Annotated in this window: 16 protein-coding genes; 9 read left to right on the top strand and 7 right to left on the bottom strand. The window is 47.3% G+C overall.

Annotation, left to right across the window (positions count from 1 at the left end):
* Positions 1-245: 245 nt before the first annotated feature.
* The 3 genes from H6F93_RS08125 to H6F93_RS08115 all read left to right on the top strand — a co-directional run bounded on the left by H6F93_RS08125 (position 246) and on the right by H6F93_RS08115 (position 2,188).
* The gene (locus H6F93_RS08125; protein WP_190680025.1) at positions 246-677 is read left to right on the top strand and encodes a DUF6220 domain-containing protein; all 432 of its coding nucleotides are present in this window, start codon (positions 246-248) and stop codon (positions 675-677) included.
* 220 nt (positions 678-897) lie between these two features.
* Positions 898-1,791, top strand: coding sequence for a pirin family protein (locus H6F93_RS08120; RefSeq protein ID WP_190680024.1), 894 nt, complete (start codon positions 898-900; stop codon positions 1,789-1,791).
* Positions 1,784-2,188 (top strand): hypothetical protein, encoded by a 405-nt coding sequence (locus H6F93_RS08115; protein ID WP_190680023.1) that lies wholly within the window; start codon positions 1,784-1,786, stop codon positions 2,186-2,188. The genes H6F93_RS08120 and H6F93_RS08115 overlap by 8 nt, the downstream gene beginning before the upstream one ends.
* 99 nt (positions 2,189-2,287) lie before the next feature.
* Here the strand turns inward: H6F93_RS08115 and H6F93_RS08110 are convergent, their stop codons facing one another.
* From H6F93_RS08110 to arfB, 4 genes are all read right to left on the bottom strand, one after another.
* Positions 2,288-2,824: a cupredoxin domain-containing protein gene (locus H6F93_RS08110; RefSeq protein WP_190680022.1), complete on the bottom strand. Its 537-nt coding sequence runs from the start codon at positions 2,822-2,824 to the stop codon at positions 2,288-2,290.
* 57 nt (positions 2,825-2,881) lie between these two features.
* Positions 2,882-5,140, bottom strand: coding sequence for a heavy metal translocating P-type ATPase (locus H6F93_RS08105; RefSeq protein WP_190680021.1), 2,259 nt, complete (start codon positions 5,138-5,140; stop codon positions 2,882-2,884).
* A 77-nt stretch (positions 5,141-5,217) separates the two neighbouring features.
* A complete protein-coding gene (locus H6F93_RS08100; protein ID WP_190644537.1) occupies positions 5,218-5,412 on the bottom strand; it encodes a heavy-metal-associated domain-containing protein in 195 nt (64 codons plus the stop codon).
* 181 nt (positions 5,413-5,593) lie between these two features.
* Positions 5,594-6,010 (bottom strand): alternative ribosome rescue aminoacyl-tRNA hydrolase ArfB, encoded by a 417-nt coding sequence (arfB, locus tag H6F93_RS08095; protein WP_190680020.1) that lies wholly within the window; start codon positions 6,008-6,010, stop codon positions 5,594-5,596.
* 260 nt (positions 6,011-6,270) lie between these two features.
* Here arfB and H6F93_RS08090 point away from each other — a divergent pair, with 260 nt between their 5' ends.
* Positions 6,271-8,781, top strand: a complete 2,511-nt coding sequence (locus H6F93_RS08090) for a hypothetical protein (RefSeq protein ID WP_190680019.1) — start codon at positions 6,271-6,273, stop codon at positions 8,779-8,781.
* Positions 8,782-9,003: 222 nt separating this feature from the next.
* On the opposite strand, the gene H6F93_RS08085 is transcribed toward H6F93_RS08090, so the two are convergent.
* Positions 9,004-10,326: a 3-isopropylmalate dehydratase large subunit gene (locus tag H6F93_RS08085; RefSeq protein WP_190644540.1), complete on the bottom strand. Its 1,323-nt coding sequence runs from the start codon at positions 10,324-10,326 to the stop codon at positions 9,004-9,006.
* Between the two features lie 473 nt (positions 10,327-10,799).
* Positions 10,800-10,940, bottom strand: a complete 141-nt coding sequence (locus tag H6F93_RS08080; protein ID WP_190680018.1) for a hypothetical protein — start codon at positions 10,938-10,940, stop codon at positions 10,800-10,802.
* Positions 10,941-11,011: 71 nt separating this feature from the next.
* Between H6F93_RS08080 and H6F93_RS08075 the strand changes: the two genes are divergently transcribed.
* The 5 genes from H6F93_RS08075 (at position 11,012) to H6F93_RS08055 (ending at position 15,339) form a co-directional block, all read left to right on the top strand.
* Positions 11,012-11,608, top strand: a complete 597-nt coding sequence (locus H6F93_RS08075; protein WP_190680017.1) for a GUN4 domain-containing protein — start codon at positions 11,012-11,014, stop codon at positions 11,606-11,608.
* 293 nt (positions 11,609-11,901) lie between these two features.
* Positions 11,902-12,279 (top strand): DUF433 domain-containing protein, encoded by a 378-nt coding sequence (locus H6F93_RS08070; RefSeq protein ID WP_190680016.1) that lies wholly within the window; start codon positions 11,902-11,904, stop codon positions 12,277-12,279.
* Positions 12,276-12,668 (top strand): DUF5615 family PIN-like protein, encoded by a 393-nt coding sequence (locus H6F93_RS08065; RefSeq protein WP_190644542.1) that lies wholly within the window; start codon positions 12,276-12,278, stop codon positions 12,666-12,668. Before H6F93_RS08070 ends, H6F93_RS08065 begins: the two co-directional genes overlap by 4 nt.
* A 49-nt stretch (positions 12,669-12,717) precedes the next feature.
* Positions 12,718-13,641 carry a bestrophin family protein gene (locus tag H6F93_RS08060; RefSeq protein WP_190680015.1) on the top strand — a complete coding sequence of 308 codons (924 nt, stop codon included), beginning with the start codon at positions 12,718-12,720 and terminating at the stop codon, positions 13,639-13,641.
* A gap of 102 nt (positions 13,642-13,743) precedes the next feature.
* Entirely contained in the window at positions 13,744-15,339 is a 1,596-nt protein-coding gene (locus H6F93_RS08055; RefSeq protein WP_190680014.1) for a B12-binding domain-containing radical SAM protein, read from the top strand.
* A 57-nt stretch (positions 15,340-15,396) separates the two neighbouring features.
* Here H6F93_RS08055 and H6F93_RS08050 read toward each other — a convergent pair whose 3' ends face one another.
* Positions 15,397-16,374: an IS110 family RNA-guided transposase gene (locus tag H6F93_RS08050; protein ID WP_190680013.1), complete on the bottom strand. Its 978-nt coding sequence runs from the start codon at positions 16,372-16,374 to the stop codon at positions 15,397-15,399.
* Between the last annotated feature and the right edge of the window lie 111 nt (positions 16,375-16,485).

Here is a 16,485-nt window from a genome sequence, read left to right as displayed (position 1 = left end):
TTTTAAGGTTTAGTTCATGTTAAATAAGATACGAATTTGGAGAATTGTGAAGGGATGACTTTAAGGAGGAATCAGCCTGTTATTGAAGGGTAGACCGAATCAGGTTGAGGCGATCGCTTGAAGTAAAAACTGCAAGGAAATTTCTGTTGAGGTAGCACCAAAGTGTACTCGAACGAGGTCTATGCGTGCGGGTTGGCTGCTTTTAATCTGGTCGTGTTGCCATCCGATATCACTCTGTAGACGTTATGTCACTCTCCTCAGAAACTGTAAGTCCCATCACAGCTCAAAAAACGGTGTCTTGGAAACTGCTGGGATTTTTTATTCTCGTCGTGATTTTTAACCTTTGCCTCAACGCTCAAGTGTTGACGGTGGGATTGGCTTATTTCTATCACCCTGAATGGTGGAAGATTCATGTATGGCTGGTGCGCGGCTACAGCAGCTTGTCTCTCATTTTGTTGGTCTGGGCATATCGCATCACCCTTCCTCGTCGGGTGCAAAGCCTCACTGCCAGTCTGCCAGTTCTGCTGGGATTGCAATTTCTCACCATTCATCTCAAAACGCCGATTCCATTGGCGATCGCCCATCCGCTGATTGGTTTTACCTTATTTTCGGTGTCAACCACGTTGGTGCATCGCGTCAGTCGTTTCCTGTTTCCTAAAGAGGACGAAACTGTATGACCCGAACTCACCGTTGCTTTGAATAACCATCTGTAACCTCTTTTTAGAGAAACGTTGTAATCCAATATCGCAACTCAATGGCGGCTCTGTAGTAGCTTACGGTTTACCGAACAAAAGATGGGACAAGCCACACTCAGGGGGCTAGTATGTTCCCATGCTAATATATGACTAGTCATATATAGGACGACAAGAAACCACCTCATCTTCAGGAGTTAAAGGTATGACCGTGCAAGCTGGAGTGCTACGAACCGTTGCTGGAATCGTCAACAGCGTTGAAACGCTAGAAGGGGAAGGCTTCCTGGTGCGTCGTCCTTTTCCCAAAAGTAGCTTTTCAGCGTTTGATCCCTTTCTCCTGCTCGATGAATTGGGTCCAATTGATCTGAAACCGGGTCAAGCAAAAGGCGCGCCCGACCATCCCCATCGCGGCTTTGAAACGGTTAGCTACATCTTGGACGGGCGCTTGCAACACAAAGACTCTGAAGGACACGCTGGACTGCTCAATCCGGGTGATGTGCAGTGGATGACAGCAGGCGCAGGAGTCGTCCATTCTGAAATGCCAGAGGCAGAATTTACTCGCACAGGAGGACGGCTTCACGGACTTCAACTGTGGGTTAACCTGCCTCAACGTGACAAGATGATTGCACCTCGCTATCAGGAAATTCCAGCAGCGCAAATTCCGGTTGCCCAAACTCCAGACGGGTCTGTAACGGTGCGGGTACTTGCCGGAGAAGCGCTGGGTGCAAAAGCGGTGATTGAGACGCGCACGCCGATTATCTATTTACACTACACCCTGCAACCGGGTGCCGCGATCGCCCAACCTGTGCCCCAGGAATACAACGCTTTTGCCTATGTCTTGGACGGTTCTGGACTGTTTGGAACCGAGCAAGAACCTGGAACGGATGGGCAAATGGTGATCTTTGCTCAGGATGGAGACGAGGTGGCGATCGCCAACCCTGCTCATGCTGAACAACCCCTCGATCTGCTGCTCATCGCTGGAGTTCCCCTCAACGAGCCAGTGGTGCGCTACGGCCCGTTTGTGATGAATACCGAAGCTGAAATTTCGCAAGCAATTGAAGATTATCGAAACGGAAGGATGGGACGAATTCATGTCTAACACACTGCAACAACGCATCAACCAGCATCAACTCCTCAGCACACTGCGAATTAAGTTGTTACGCCTGCATAAACTGTTGCTCAATACCGAGCGCAGAACTTATGAGCAAATACAAGGACAAATTTCTGGTGGCGAACTGCTACAACTGGTGATCAATCACGAACAGTTTGCCTGGTTGCACCGACTCTCAGAACTGGTTGTGCAGATTGATGAGCTGCTTCATGCAGATGAACCCGTTACAGCAGAGGCGATCGCCACTCTCATGGTAGACACGCGGACTTTGCTTACCCCCAACGAATTGGGAGATCATTTCGCGATGAGATATGACGCAGCGCTTCAGCGCAACCCAGATGTTGTATTGGCTCACGCTGATGTCGTCATGTTGCTAGCGGGCTAATACCCATTCCAAACAACAGGGCTATATATGAAAGGGCATCCCGCCGCGCGGGATGCCCTTTCATATATTTGGAGAGAACGTAGGCTTCTTTGGCGTACTTTAGGAGTTTTTAACCTCCACCACCCCTCGAAACATGTTCATGCCACACGTGAACTCATATCGACCCGGTTTGTCTGGTGTAAACTCGATTGCTGTCGTCCGGTTAAGGGGAAGATCTTGAGCAATGCGGAAATCAGGAAAGCGCACTTCCTCAAGGCAGCTACTGGGGTCTTTGCGATCAAAATTTAGCCGCACGAGTTGACCTGCTTTCACCACAATTTGGCTCGGTTCATAACCGCCATCAACAGTCACAGTGACTTCCTGAACCCCTCCTTGGGCTATAGCTTGGCTTGACTTTGGTTTGCTTAAGAGAAACCACCATAGCTCCAACCCAATCAATCCTAAACCGCTTGCGGTCACGGCTCCCTTGAGCCACAGGGGTTGTTCAATACGTTGAAAGTCTCCATGCTCTGTAGCCCCATGCTCTCCGGACGGCATTTCCTCATGAGACATTTGAGCAATCGCCCCACCAGAAGTCAATCCCAGCAACATTAGAGATGTTGCAATAACACTTAAAGCTATTGAGCGATTAACCATTTGAACGCCTCCTATATTGCCCCTGCGATCTGCCCTGAAATCTCCACCGTTACCCAATTACCCATGACTCGTTGCCTTAAAGTTTCGAAGCCTCAAAGCATTCGTCACCACTGAAACCGAGCTAAACGCCATCGCCGCACCCGCAATAATCGGACTGAGTAACCAACCAAAAACGGGGTAAAGGATACCTGCGGCAATTGGAATTCCAGCAACGTTGTAAATGAATGCAAAAAACAAGTTTTGTTTGATGTTGCGAATGGTGGCACGACTGAGTTGAATTGCTGTAACAATGCCCTGCAAGTCACCCGAAATCAGAGTAATGTCGCTGGCGGCGATCGCCACATCAGTTCCCGTTCCAATAGCGACTCCGACATCCGCTTGAGCCAGAGCAGGTGCATCGTTAATGCCATCACCCACCATTGCCACAACTCGACCTTCTGACTGAATCGATTCAACAGTTGCCGCTTTTTGGTCGGGACGTACTTCAGCAAAGATACGCTGAATCCCAACTTCACGGGCAATTACATTGGCTGTTCGCTGGTTGTCTCCAGTCAGCATCACCACTTCTAAACCCATTTTTTGCAAAGTGCGAATGGCGTTAGCAGAAGAGGGTTTTACTGCATCAGCAATGCCCATAATGCCTTCGACTTTCCCATCTACCGCAATCCAAATTACGGTTTTGCCGAGATACTCCAGTCGCTCCCAGTGTTGTTGTAATGAGTTCGTTGCAATCCCTAACTCATTCATCCAACGGTGTGTGCCAATCTGCACCCATCGGTCAGACACATAACCCTGCACACCACTACCCGCGATTGCCTCAAACTTCTGAGCATCAGTCAACTCAACCTTTTGAGCATGGGCATATTGCACCACAGCTTCTGCTAGAGGATGTTCTGAGTTCCGTTCAACGGATGCAGCTAGACGCAGTAGTTTTAACTCATTTCCATTTGCTGTCCCATTCACCGTTATATAGTCGGTTACGGTGGGCTTACCTTGGGTAATGGTGCCTGTTTTATCAAGTACGATTGTTTGCAGCTTATGGGCTAGCTCCAGACTTTCGGCTCCTTTGATCAGAATGCCGTTCTCTGCTCCTTTCCCCGTACCCACCATAATGGAGGTTGGTGTCGCAAGACCCAGCGCACAGGGACAGGCAATAATCAGCACTCCAACTGTTGTGATTAATGCCATCGTCACATTGCCCATGACGTTAAACCAAATGACAAAGGTAAGAATTGCGATCGCAATCACTGCTGGCACAAACCATCCCGTCACCTGGTCTGCCAATCGCTGAATTGGTGCTTTTGACCCCTGCGCCTGCTGCACCAGTTTCACAATCTGCGCCAGGAAAGTATCCTTACCGACTCGCGTTGCCCGAAACTTAAAGCTGCCTGTTTTGTTGATAGTGGCTCCTATCACTTCATCCCCAGGCTGCTTTTTTACAGGCACACTTTCACCTGTGACCATTGCCTCATCGATTGTGGAAGCGCCCTCTACAATTTCGCCATCCACCGGAATTTTTTCACCAGGGCGAACGAAAACAACATCGCCCAAAACTACTTCAGCGATCGGAATATCGATCTCGCGACCATTCCGAATCACTCGTGCTGTCTTTGCCTGTAGCCCCATCAGCTTCCGCATTGCTTCTGAGGTCTGTCCTTTTGCTCGGTTTTCCAGGAGTCGCCCCAATAGAAGCAAGGCAATGATTACCGCCGCTGCTTCAAAATACACATCGGGTTGAAGTCCCTGGGCGGTAAACCGTTGGGGTAGAAGCGTCGGGAATAAAGAGTAGAGATAAGCTGTTCCTGTCCCAACCGCAACCAGCGTATCCATCGTTGCGGTGTGTCGCTTCAACGCTTTCCAGGCATTCACAAAGAACGATCGCCCTGCCCAAAATAGCACTGGGGCAGTTAGCACAAGCTGAAGCCAGGGATGATGCAGCCACATGGGAATAAAGGGAATCGGTAAACCCGTCATGGCAGGCAGTGACCCAATTACCAGAACAGCGCTGACGATGCCACTAAACCAGACTCGGCGGGTGAGTTTACGGTTTTCCGCTTGGCGTTCTTGCCGTTCGGCATCATCTTCGGGTGCTAACACATCCTCCTGCATGGGCAGGGCTGCATATCCCGCTGCATCAACCGCACCCTGAATGGTAGATATATCCGTTTTGCCTGAATCATAAGTAACGGTCGCTTGCTCAGCCCCAAAATTCACGCTGCACGCCTCGACTCCAGGCACAGAACGAATGGCATCTTCAACGTTACTAGCGCAGGAGGCACAACTCATGCCTCGCAGCTTTAAGTTTGCTGTATCCATGACGGATTCCCTCGATTCTTCAAAAGATTGAAGTAAATTAGTTCCTGGTTATAGTTCAGCCAGTGAACGGATTTTGCCTACGCCACTGTGTAGCCTGCATCGGCGATCGCTTGTTTCACCGCTGTTTCTGATTGCTGCGTTTCAACTTTGACCTGCTTTGTCTTGGGGTCAGCCTGAACTGTAGCCGCAGGGTCGATCGCCTTGATTGCCTTAGTGATGGTGTCGCTACAAGCAGAGCAAGCCATATTGGGAACTTGGAGTTCGAGAGCCATGATGTAAATCCTTGAACAGTGTTCGACTACATCCATGATGAACTCTCCAGTACACTAGACAGTCAAGGGGGTAAATAGAAATTTTTGTTTGATGTTCAACCCGATCTACAGATCTCTCCCTAGTAGGAATGAGCATGAATCCGCAAAGATGGAATGCATTGCTAAGCCGAGGGTGCAACACTTATTCTTCCGTGACTTTGCCTCGCGCCGCCTTGATTTGACTACGTTTGCTTTTGCGATCTAAACGCTTTCTCTGGGAGCTTCGGGTAGGCTTGCTAGGTTTGCGAGGTTTTGGTAAGACGATCGCACTCTTGATTAAAGCTTGCAGCCGTTGCAAGGCTTCTTCCCGGTTTTGCTCCTGGCTGCGGTGTTCCTGAGCTTTGAGGACAATCACTCCTTCTTTGGTTATGCGCTGGTCATTCAGCTTCAACAATCGCTCCTTGTAGCGTTCGGGCAGTGAAGAAGCCCCAATATCAAAGCGCAGATGAATCGCCGTTGCTACTTTATTCACGTTTTGCCCGCCCGCCCCTTGCGATCGCACCGCACTCATCTCAATCTCATGCTCTGGAATACTCACCGTATTAGAAATTTGCAGCATGATTACCAGTTTAATGCAGAACAATTAATCATTTTCTTGGGCAGGTATTAAGTGAGTTCATTCGAGTCAAATCTACTCCAGCATAAAGTACTAGGTTTAGTATTGGTTCCCTCCAGAGTTGAAGATTGTTCAAGCCCCAGACTTACTTTCAGAGCAATTGCATTGTATTATCTAGGACGAGCAATTTAACTTTCCAAAAGAGCGTTTTCCCACTCATTCAGCGTTACTGTAGTACCCAATAATCAACGAATCAAATAAAAATGTTGAATATATTTTTTATTCTATTAATCTGCGCTCAACTGCATTTTCTCTTTAGCATCTTTACGGTTGGTTTGGCGTTTCAATCCTGGCTTAATCGAATTTGGCCATCGACGACTTTAACCCAGAAATCCTATAGTTCTCTATTAGTACCCATTGCTTTAGCTCTCTACTGGAATGCAGCCCAATTTTATGTTTTCTATAGCACGGGATTGATACCCTCAAAATACATTCTGGCTCTTAAATACTCTCTTGATATTCTAATAGTTATAACTGCACTCACCCTAAACTACTCCTATACCCGCAACATACTTCGTCAAGTAAAGGCTGTCATAACTCGAAAAGCAACTTGGTGTTTAGGCGTTATTGCTTTCGCTATAGGATTAGTCTCTTTCTATTATTTCCCCTATGCTTTTGACAATGCTCAATTAACCTGGACTCAACATCTAATTAGACCGGAAATTTCGTTTTGGGCTTCTAATAATTATGGACAAATTGGTTATTCAGCTCTCATCTACTACGTAGGCAATTTATTCGATTACATTCCTCTAACAACCATCTCCAGCGCCTTTAAGCCAGCTCTATTTATTCTTATTCTCCTCTGCTGCCTCTACATATTTGAACAGCTTCAATACAAGCCTTTATGGCTTTTCTCAGGTTTCTATTTTCTCATCCTATTCTTTAGCGCTTTTGGTCAGTGGGGTGCTTTTATTACAGGAAAACCATCAATCTATGGAGTTATTCTTAGCATGGTTTTCTTTGCATCTTTTCTTAAACCTTTCAAAGAGATCAAGTTTAGTGAGGCACACTTATACTTCTCGGTGGCTGCTTTTAGTGGCATCATAGCTATTCCTTACATGGTTATGTTTAGTGTATTTCTGTTTCTTACTTCCACCGAAAGAAAAACTTTGATCAGAGAATTTCGCAATTTGACGATTATTGCTTCTTTTCCCCTGTTTGTTGCAGCTTCCTATGCTACATCTTTATCCTCTACTTCAATTGTAATTGGTTTGCTGATCTCCCTACTAATTATTAGTATTCTCACGAAGATAGACTTTGATTTTGCTAAAAACTATCGAATTTTTAATAATTCCTTTTTGTTGGGAATAACGGCTTTCTTGCCGCTGATTGGAATAGTTGCTAGCCACTTCTTAATGCCAGCAACTCTTATACCAGGTAGTAGATCACCCTTTCCGTTGGACGGAACGACAACGCTTTTTGAGTACCTGCTTCACCAGGATAAGAGAATTGCACCAGTAGTAATTATTTTAGGAACAATCGGTGCTATATTACTGCCCTTTATTGTTAAGCGAAAGGATAGCTTTGGTATTCAAGCCCTTTGCATCTGGCCCATTGCTACAATAGTTTCTGTCTTAATCGTCGTACATCTAAATATTTCTCTACCTCTTCGTCCAGCTATCTTCTGGAATATTATCAAAGATGTTGTTCAATGGTACGGGGGACCGCTCTTTGGATTATTAATGCTGCTGCTTATTGTTCAAGGTTTTGTTCTCTTTAAGCAGCGTATCAAAGAGGCAAGGTTACTGCCTTTCAATAAAGAAGATAGCATTGTCCGATTTATAGGAATTTTTCTTTCAACTGCCGTTTTTCTAGGACATGTTGGATATTTTCAGAAGACGTTGGCTTATCGACCTCCAACCTTCACTTCTATCGGGGGGCAGGGCAACCCAGATTATGCACTTTTAGCAGAACATTTATGGCGTCATCCTGGAGTTAAAACATTTGTAGTGAGTGATAATTCCGGTCATTCTTCCTCCACTGGGGTGATGAGACAAGTGGTTAGACACCATGGCTCAGACCTTGTGAAGTTCGAGCCAACTCAGGATATAGACAATTGGCTAAGAAGATTAGAGAAGGAGCAGCAATTTTGGATACTCATTGACAATTCCCATGTTGCAACTTTCTTTGAATGGCTAGATCGCCAAAAGGGTTCCTCTGAGTACGCCATGCCTCTTGACCACAATACGCGGCATTTATTCTTCGTTAAGCTAGACCAGCGTGGAGAAGGTACACCGCCCCCATTTGTAGAAAGAAACTATGAACTTGGAACCTGGGTAAAGTTTAACAATGAGGAAAATGGATGGATATATAGCTCTTTTGGTTGGTCAAAACCAGGGAGTTGGGGAAGCTGGACTGAAGGCAATGAAGCTTTGCTGATAATGGCACTTGATGAGCTTGACTCATCAACTGATATCCTACTCTCAGCAAAGACTAGAGCTTTTATCCATGACGTTCATCCAAGATTGGATGTAGATGTGATTGTCAATGGCGAACAGGTTGCTCAATGGGAGTTTGTTCATGGACAGGCTGACGATGGAGCGAGAACAGCCATATTGCCTGCAAGTTTGGTGAACAAGCAAAGCCCACTTCAAATCACTTTTAGCATTCCTAATGCTAAATCTCTTGCCGAACTTGGTCTTGGTGGCGATCAACGTCAGTTTGGTCTTGGAATGCGTGAGTTGCGTTTAAGTGAGATTAATAGCTCACAGTAGGAACAGTTTTTGTTGAGAGGATTGAGTTGTCTTAATCATAAGCAGAAGCTAACAGCGACATCTCAATCCTCATATAACCCTGAGCGTAGTAGAACCAACCCCTCATCAAAGTGGGGTCATCTGCAAAAGCAAAAAAGTTCTCCCCTGTTGCTTCTATCCAGTTTTTCAGGGGAAATGTTGGCAGAACTGGTGGCAGATTGACTTCGTGGCTTTAGCTCAGCCTTAGCTGAGAAACTCACGCGGATCGGTGACATATCCAGTCAAGGCAGAAGCCGCAGCCGTATAGGGAGACGCAAGGTAAACTTGTGATTGCTTGTTACCCATCCGTCCAGGGAAGTTGCGGTTGGTGGTAGAAACACAAACTTCTGGCTCATTCATTCGCCCAAACGTATCTTTTGGACCACCCAAGCAAGCGGCACAGGACGGAGCCGCAGGTTCGATACAGCCTGCTGCTAGAAGAATTTCGGACAGAGTTTGTCCGTCATACTTCATGGTAAACAGGTCTTCGTACACTTTTTGGGTAGCAGGCACGATGTAAGTCGGTACTTTCACTTGATGCCCTTTAAGGATTTGGGCAGCGTGGAGGAAGTCGGAGGTTTTTCCACCTGTGCAGGAGCCGATGTAAACGCGATCGATTTTGACATCACTGCACTCCCGCGCTAGCGCCCGATTGTCGGGAGAATGGGGTTTGGCGACGACGGGTTCAAGCTGAGTGACATCATAGTGGCGATCGCTATAAAGCAGAGCATCCGCATCGCTGTAAACTGCTTCAAAGGGTTTGTCGGTGCGACTACGAACATACTCAAAGGTGGTTTCGTCGGGTGCAATCACACCATTTTTGCCGCCTGCCTCAATCACCATGTTGCACAGCGTCATCCGCTCTTCCATCGTCATGGCTTCGACAGCGGTTCCAGCGAATTCCATCGTCCGATAGGTTGCGCCTGCAACGCTAATGTCGCCGATGATTTGCAGAATTAAGTCCTTTGCTAACAGGTAATTGGGCATCTCACCATCCAGCACAAACCGCATTGTTGCCGGAACTTTGATCAGCAGCTTGCCCGTACCCAAAATAAAGCCCGCGTCGGTGTTGCCAATACCCGTTGCGAATTGCCCAAATGCGCCTGCATTGCAAGTGTGAGAATCCGTGCCAAACATCACTTCACCGGGGCGAGTGTGCCCTTCTTGCGCCAAAGCAACATGGCAAACGCCCTTGTAATCTGGGTTTGCCTTGAAGTTGGAGCGATCGGTAATGTCATAGAAATACTTGATATTCTGCTCGTGAGCAAAGTCGCGCAAAATATCAACGTTCCGGTTCGCCCGTTCGTCTGCGGTAAAGATGTAGTGGTCAGGAATCAGGACGATCTTTTCGGAATCCCAAACTTTAGCATCGGCTCCAAACTCGCGCTTAAACACGCCGATCGTGCCCGGTCCGCAAACGTCATGGGTCATCAGCAGGTCAACATTCACCCAAATGTTGTCTCCTGGCTCAACCCCAGCCCGACCAGAAGCCCGCGCCAAAATCTTTTCAGTCAGGGTCATCCCCATAGCGATCGCCTTCTCCTAAAGATAGACTTTAAATTCTATGCTAACCGACGCTATAGCATCTCAGCCCTTGTCAGGAGAATGTTGCTTAGATCGTTGCAGGGAAGTCTATTGAGTGGTAGCCACTTAATAGAAGTACTTTGAATAGCTACATATATTTCATAGCTAGAAGACTACCCATGCTCACGGTTAGGTTGCTGCAATGCGATGCTAATTTCTAATATTTTTTGGGCATCTTAAGCAGGTCAAACTATTTAAGTTGCTAGTTCTTAGCTATGTCGCTAAACCCAAATAGTTTCGTCACAATTAATAGCGATGGCAGGTTAAATCTTTCATTCCGATCAGTGCCAGAAGCTAAAATTGTGATCAAAGAATTGAAATTGAAGAAGAAAGAATATGCTCTTGTGAAGAGAGAAATTTCTCAACAACAGAAGCAGATTTGAGCAGAATATACGGACGAAGTCCGACAGAGAGGCTCAAAGTTTAGAGGTGGCGGTAATATTGGTCGCCTTGTTAGGACTGTCCAAACAATTAATCGTGATGCCGATCGCCGTAGCTTGGCTCAAGAATTGGCACCATTGGAACAGCAGAAGAATGCGATCGAGGCAATTATTCATACAATTGATCAAGCAATCTTACAAGTCGAAAGATTTGTCGTTGAGAACTCGTGAGCTTTTAGGATTAAACCATGCAACCAGATCTATGCTATCGAATCCTTGAAATTGAGCCAGGAGCATCTAAAGATGATGTCAAGCAGGCGTATAAAGACTTAGCCAAGGTTTGGCATCCAGATCGCTTTTCAAACGACTTGAGATTACAGCAAAAGGCAGAAGAAAAGCTAAAGCAAATTAATTCTGCTTACGAGTTTTTGAAGTCTTACAAGCCCCAAAATATTCAGAATCAATTCTATAAGCCTCAAAATGTTCAGAACTCAACAAAAAGTCCGCAGAAGCAGCAGGAACAACCTACTGTCGTTCTACCAAACTGTGAAAAATTGGAGAAACTGCTTAAGTTGGGCAACTTAAAAGAAGCCGATCAAGAAACTAAACGGCTTCTACTTGAGTTAGCGAAGCGAGAAAAAGATGGATGGTTGCGACCGGAGGATGTCAAAGGTTTTGCTGCTCAAGCCCTATCAGCTATCGATCAGCCCTGGAGTAAGCACAGCAATGGGTACTTCGGGTTCAGTGCTCAAAGGAGAATTTGGCACAAGCTAGGTTGCAAGTCATCTGGGAACACGTTTACGCAAACAGTTAGTGAAAACCAGTTTGGTCAAACTGTTCATTGACGGGTTGGTAATATGTGGTTATCGCCTTGGGATTCTTTTAGTTATGATTCTCAGGTATCTGAAGGGAGTTTACCGAGAGAGTACATTTTTACGCTTAGCGGTTGGCAAGGTTATTCCAAAGGTTGGGTCGGTCACCTGTTGTGGAGATTTGATGAAATCTTGCTGAAACTATAGAAGTTAGTTGATAAATCAAGGCAAGTTTCTTGCTGGTTAGTTTTATTTATGACTTATCATGTGAAAAACCAAAATTGTCTCTAGACAGCACAAAGGCAGCTTTGAAGAGGCGAGGAAACATGACTTCGGTATGGAATGGACAAACTGCCATCATTCGGACAGAACGTGGGTTAACCATCGCGGGTACACGTATCACTCTCTACGATGTGATGGATTTCTTGAAAGCGCAGTATCCCTCTAAATTAATCCGCGACAAACTAAATCTCACAGACACACAGATCAATGCTGCTTTGGCTTACCTTGAAACAAACCGCACTCAAGTAGAGAGCGAATACCAGGAAGCTTTGCATGCCAGAGAAGAGATTCGCCAGTATTGGGAAGAACGAAACCGCGAACACTTTGCCAAGACTGCTACGGTAGCCCACAAGCCTGGGCAAGAAGCTCTTTGGGCAAAGCTTGAGGAGCAGAAAGCTAAACGCACCTCACAGAGGATATGACGTTCCTGGTTGATTACAATCTTGACGGGTATGCTTTGACTTTTCTCGGACTTCTAACCAAACAAGGTTGGCTTGAGTTCTTACCTATTCGTTTTTTGACATTTGCAGAAGTTGGCTTACCTGTGGATGCCAGCGATCGCACCGTTTGGCGTTATGCTCAAGCCAATCAAATGATGATTCTCACCGCTAACCGCAACATGAAGGGCAAAGATTCATTAGAGCAAGTAATACGGGCGGAAAATTCAGCAGATTCATTTCCTGTTGTTACCATTGGGGATCTCAGCCGCCTTGACGAGTTTGACTATCGGGAGCAATGTGTTGAACGTCTAGTCGAGATTCTGCTTGAAGTTGAAAACTATATGGGAGCCGGACGGCTATTCATTCCATAAAGCTTTAGATTTCAAAGAATTTAGGAGCGCCCCTTCAAACTTGAATAATATGCAGTTCGGAAAACGCTACTGGTTTCGGGATACCTTAAAAATTCGAGGCTCGGTCATTCCAGCAGTGCTGCCTCGCACTCTGATCTGCGGGTTGTTTGGGTTACTGGTTTCGCTATTACACCAGTTTGGAGTTCCCGTTTCTCTGCCTGCCCTGGCCAGCATCATTCCGAATATTGTGCTGGGCTTGATGCTCGTATTTCGCACTAACACAGCCTACGAGCGATTTTGGGAAGGGCGAAAGCTGTGGGGTGGTCTGGTCAACGCAACTCGCAATTTGGCGCGGCAAATCTGGGTGAGCGTGTTGGAGAAGGATGGGGGCGATCGCCCATCTAAAGAAACAGCGTTGAAATTACTGGTCGCATTTGCGGTTGCAACCAAGCTGCACCTGCGCCAGGAGCCCGTGAACCAGGAGTTGAAAGACCTGATTTCTCCATCCCGCTATTTCACGCTGAAATCAATGAACAATCCACCTCTGGAGGTGGCGTTTTGGATTAGCGACTATTTACAGCAGCAGCATGAGCGCGATCGCCTGAACATTCACCAGCTCACCTCCATGCAGCAACTCTTAAATTTAATGGTTGATAATCTGGGAGGCTGTGAGCGAATTCTAAAAACGCCGATGCCTCTCGCGTATGCTATTCATCTCAGGCAATTACTGTTAATTTACTGTCTAAGTTTACCGTTTCAATTGATTGGTGATTTGGGTTGGTGGACGGGTTTAATTGTTGCCCTAATTAGCTTTACTTTGTTTGGCATTGAAGAGATTGGAATTGAAATTGAAAATCCCTTTGGTCGTGATGCTAACGACCTACCGCTTGATGCCATTTGTGAAACCATGCAGCGCAACATAAATGACTTAATATCGCTATCCCCCAGTGGGGCAAACCTTTTGGCTGACCCGGAAATCCAACAGGATTCCTAAAGCACAGATATCTCAACTCTCAAGCTATGCTAGGTCAACATAGACTAGCGGACGTGTTGTTGTTTGCTAGCCAAGTTATTTAAAGTGTGGGGTTTCAGATTCATGAGGGTTCTGCTGCTTTATCCATTGTTTCCTAAAACCTTTTGGTCATACGAAAAGATTTTAGAATTGGTCAATCGCAAGGTTCTGCTGCCACCTCTGGGGTTAGTGACCGTGGCAGCAATCTTGCCTCAAGAATGGGAGTTTAAGCTAGTAGACCGCAACGTCCGGGCAGTCACAGAGGCAGAGTGGGAATGGGCTGAGGTTGTAGTCATTTCCGCGATGATTGTGCAGAAGCAAGACTTGCTCGACCAGATTCGGGAGGCAAAGCGGCGCGGCAAACGGGTTGCGGTGGGCGGACCTTACCCCACGTCTGTACCAGAGGAACCGTTAGCTGCCGGAGCAGATTACCTGATTCTGGACGAGGGCGAGATTACGCTGCCGATGTTCGTTGAGGCGATCCAGCGGGGCGAATCACAGGGTATTTTCCGCACAAATGAGAAACCCGATGTGACGACCACACCCGTTCCTCGGTTTGACTTGCTGGAGTTTGACGCTTACGACTCCATGTCAGTACAGTTTTCGCGGGGGTGCCCATTCCAGTGTGAGTTCTGCGACATCATTGTCCTCTATGGACGAAAGCCCCGCACCAAGACGCCCGCTCAGTTGTTGCAGGAATTGGATTACCTGTATGAACTTGGCTGGCGGCGCAGCGTGTTTATGGTAGATGACAACTTCATCGGCAATAAGCGCAACGTCAAGCTATTTCTTAAAGAACTGAAAGTCTGGCAGGCAGAACACCAGTATCCTTTCTCCTTTAATACGGAAGCATCCGTTGACCTAGCGCAGGATGAGGAGTTGCTGGAGCTAATGGTCGATTGCTTTTTTAATGCGGTGTTCTTGGGCATTGAAACGCCGGACGAAGACAGTTTGGCGATGACCAAGAAGTTTCAGAATACCCGCAGTTCACTGGCTGAATCGGTGGAAATCATCACCAGATCAGGTTTACGGGTAATGGCAGGATTTATCATCGGGTTTGACGGGGAGAAGAAAGGGGCGGGCGATCGCATCGTTCGCTTTACCGAGCAAACCACCATTCCCACTACCACCTTTGCCATGCTGCAAGCACTGCCCAACACGGCGCTATGGCATCGTTTGGAGAAGGAAGGGCGACTCCGAGCAGGCAAAGACGGCAACATCAACCAAACCACTCTGATGAACTTCGTCCCCACGCGTCCGCTCGAAGACATTGCCAGAGAATACGTCGATGCCTTCTGGCGGATCTACGAACCCAAAACCTATCTCGATCGCACCTATCGCCACTTCCTCATGCTGGGTGCCCCCCGCTGCAAACCTCCCGCCAAGTTGCCGAGTTGGATTGACCTCCGGGCATTGCTCACGGTCTGCTGGCGGCAGGGCATCAAGCGCAACACTCGCTGGATGTTCTGGCATCACCTGTTTGGCATTCTCAAACACAATCCCGCCGTGTTTGAACACTACCTCGCTGTCTGTGCCCACAACGAACATTTTCTGGAATATCGCCAAATCGTGAAAGATGAGATCGAGGCGCAACTTCAGGAATTTTTTGCAGAAGAAGCGCGTTTACAGCCCAGCGCAAGCTTGCAGGAAGATGAAAAAACGGTAGAAGCACTGGTATAGTACCAAACCTATCTGTAGAGTATCGGTAGCGGTAGATACTGTGGATATGGGTTGAAGTCAAGCAGGTTGAACGGGGAATGCAAGGTTGGGGTCAAACGGCTTGTGAGAATGCAAGACAGCAAAGATCCAACGAATAACCTTGTGCATGACTGCGCCGACGACCTGCTTTTTGGTTTTGCCGCGTTTGAGTAAGGAGTCCCGCCAATGTTGAATCGAATCATTCCAGCGCAATAGGGTGAGTGCTGGGAAGAACAGCAGCTTTCGCAACCGTGTATTGCCTAACTTGGATAATCGAGGCTTGCCATGAACCGAAGTTCCCGAGGTTTTCTCTTGCGGGGTGACGCCTGCATGAGCAGCCAGTTGCCGAGCTGAAGCAAAGGTTTGCCAATTGCCCAATTCCCCTAACAGGCGAGCGGCGGTATCTTTGCCAATGCCGGGAATCGAATCGAGCAACTGTTGTTGCCCCTTGAGGTGAGGATGCTGGTCAATGTGCTGTTGCATCTGTTGGCGCAGCTTGTCCTGTTGCTGTGCCATGAAAGCAATATGACACTCGATGTCCGCTCTCAAGTCTTGAGAGACGGTTTCCAAACGGTTCTTCTCTTGAGCGATCATCCCGTCGAGGGCTTGTAAACGCCGTGCCATCTGTTGCAACTGTTCCACCTCTGGTGCGGGGGGTGTCCAAGCATGGGGCTTGAGGTCACGACAGTACTGAGCAATCAGAACGGCATCAACCGCATCGGTTTTCGTGTGACTCATGCGGCTTTGACCATACGCTTGCACCGCTTTGGGATTGGCAATACTCACCCGATAGCCACAGGCGTGCAAGCAGTGGGCAATCGCATGACCATAAGTACTGGTTGCTTCCAGACAAGCGTGCAACTGCTCCACCCTTTGCCGTTTGAGCCACTCGACCAGTTCTTGATGTCCACGCTCATCATTGGCAACTACTTTGCGTTTGGCAGATCGCACTCCCACTAGTAAAGCGGCATGAATTTTGGTTTTACCAATATCGAGACCGAGATAGCTGCACTCCATCTGACCTACTCCTTTGACGTAGAAAAGCCCACTCCAATGGCGGTTCTGTCCTTGTCATGCAGGGTAGTGGTCTAGTTGATACCACTCTGTGATACTCGTTCAGACTCCGCT

It is taken from the genome of Leptolyngbya sp. FACHB-671, assembly GCF_014695745.1.
Taxonomy (GTDB): domain Bacteria; phylum Cyanobacteriota; class Cyanobacteriia; order Elainellales; family Elainellaceae; genus JAAUTN01.
The sequence above is the reverse complement of the archived record's forward strand: the minus strand, read 5'-3'. Positions and strand labels throughout refer to the sequence as shown.

Coding starts and splice junctions, on each gene's coding strand:
- H6F93_RS08050 (WP_190680013.1), bottom strand. CDS start 16,374: ATGGAGTGCAGCTATCTCGGTCTCGATATTGGTAAAACCAAAATTCAT.
- H6F93_RS08115 (WP_190680023.1), top strand. CDS start 1,784: ATGTCTAACACACTGCAACAACGCATCAACCAGCATCAACTCCTCAGC.
- H6F93_RS08055 (WP_190680014.1), top strand. CDS start 13,744: ATGAGGGTTCTGCTGCTTTATCCATTGTTTCCTAAAACCTTTTGGTCA.
- H6F93_RS08100 (WP_190644537.1), bottom strand. CDS start 5,412: ATGGCTCTCGAACTCCAAGTTCCCAATATGGCTTGCTCTGCTTGTAGC.
- H6F93_RS08075 (WP_190680017.1), top strand. CDS start 11,012: ATGCAACCAGATCTATGCTATCGAATCCTTGAAATTGAGCCAGGAGCA.
- H6F93_RS08105 (WP_190680021.1), bottom strand. CDS start 5,140: ATGGATACAGCAAACTTAAAGCTGCGAGGCATGAGTTGTGCCTCCTGC.
- H6F93_RS08080 (WP_190680018.1), bottom strand. CDS start 10,940: ATGAATAATTGCCTCGATCGCATTCTTCTGCTGTTCCAATGGTGCCAA.
- H6F93_RS08120 (WP_190680024.1), top strand. CDS start 898: ATGACCGTGCAAGCTGGAGTGCTACGAACCGTTGCTGGAATCGTCAAC.
- H6F93_RS08110 (WP_190680022.1), bottom strand. CDS start 2,824: ATGGTTAATCGCTCAATAGCTTTAAGTGTTATTGCAACATCTCTAATG.
- H6F93_RS08125 (WP_190680025.1), top strand. CDS start 246: ATGTCACTCTCCTCAGAAACTGTAAGTCCCATCACAGCTCAAAAAACG.
- H6F93_RS08085 (WP_190644540.1), bottom strand. CDS start 10,326: ATGGGGATGACCCTGACTGAAAAGATTTTGGCGCGGGCTTCTGGTCGG.
- H6F93_RS08090 (WP_190680019.1), top strand. CDS start 6,271: ATGTTGAATATATTTTTTATTCTATTAATCTGCGCTCAACTGCATTTT.
- H6F93_RS08065 (WP_190644542.1), top strand. CDS start 12,276: ATGACGTTCCTGGTTGATTACAATCTTGACGGGTATGCTTTGACTTTT.
- H6F93_RS08070 (WP_190680016.1), top strand. CDS start 11,902: ATGACTTCGGTATGGAATGGACAAACTGCCATCATTCGGACAGAACGT.
- arfB (WP_190680020.1), bottom strand. CDS start 6,010: ATGCTGCAAATTTCTAATACGGTGAGTATTCCAGAGCATGAGATTGAG.
- H6F93_RS08060 (WP_190680015.1), top strand. CDS start 12,718: ATGCAGTTCGGAAAACGCTACTGGTTTCGGGATACCTTAAAAATTCGA.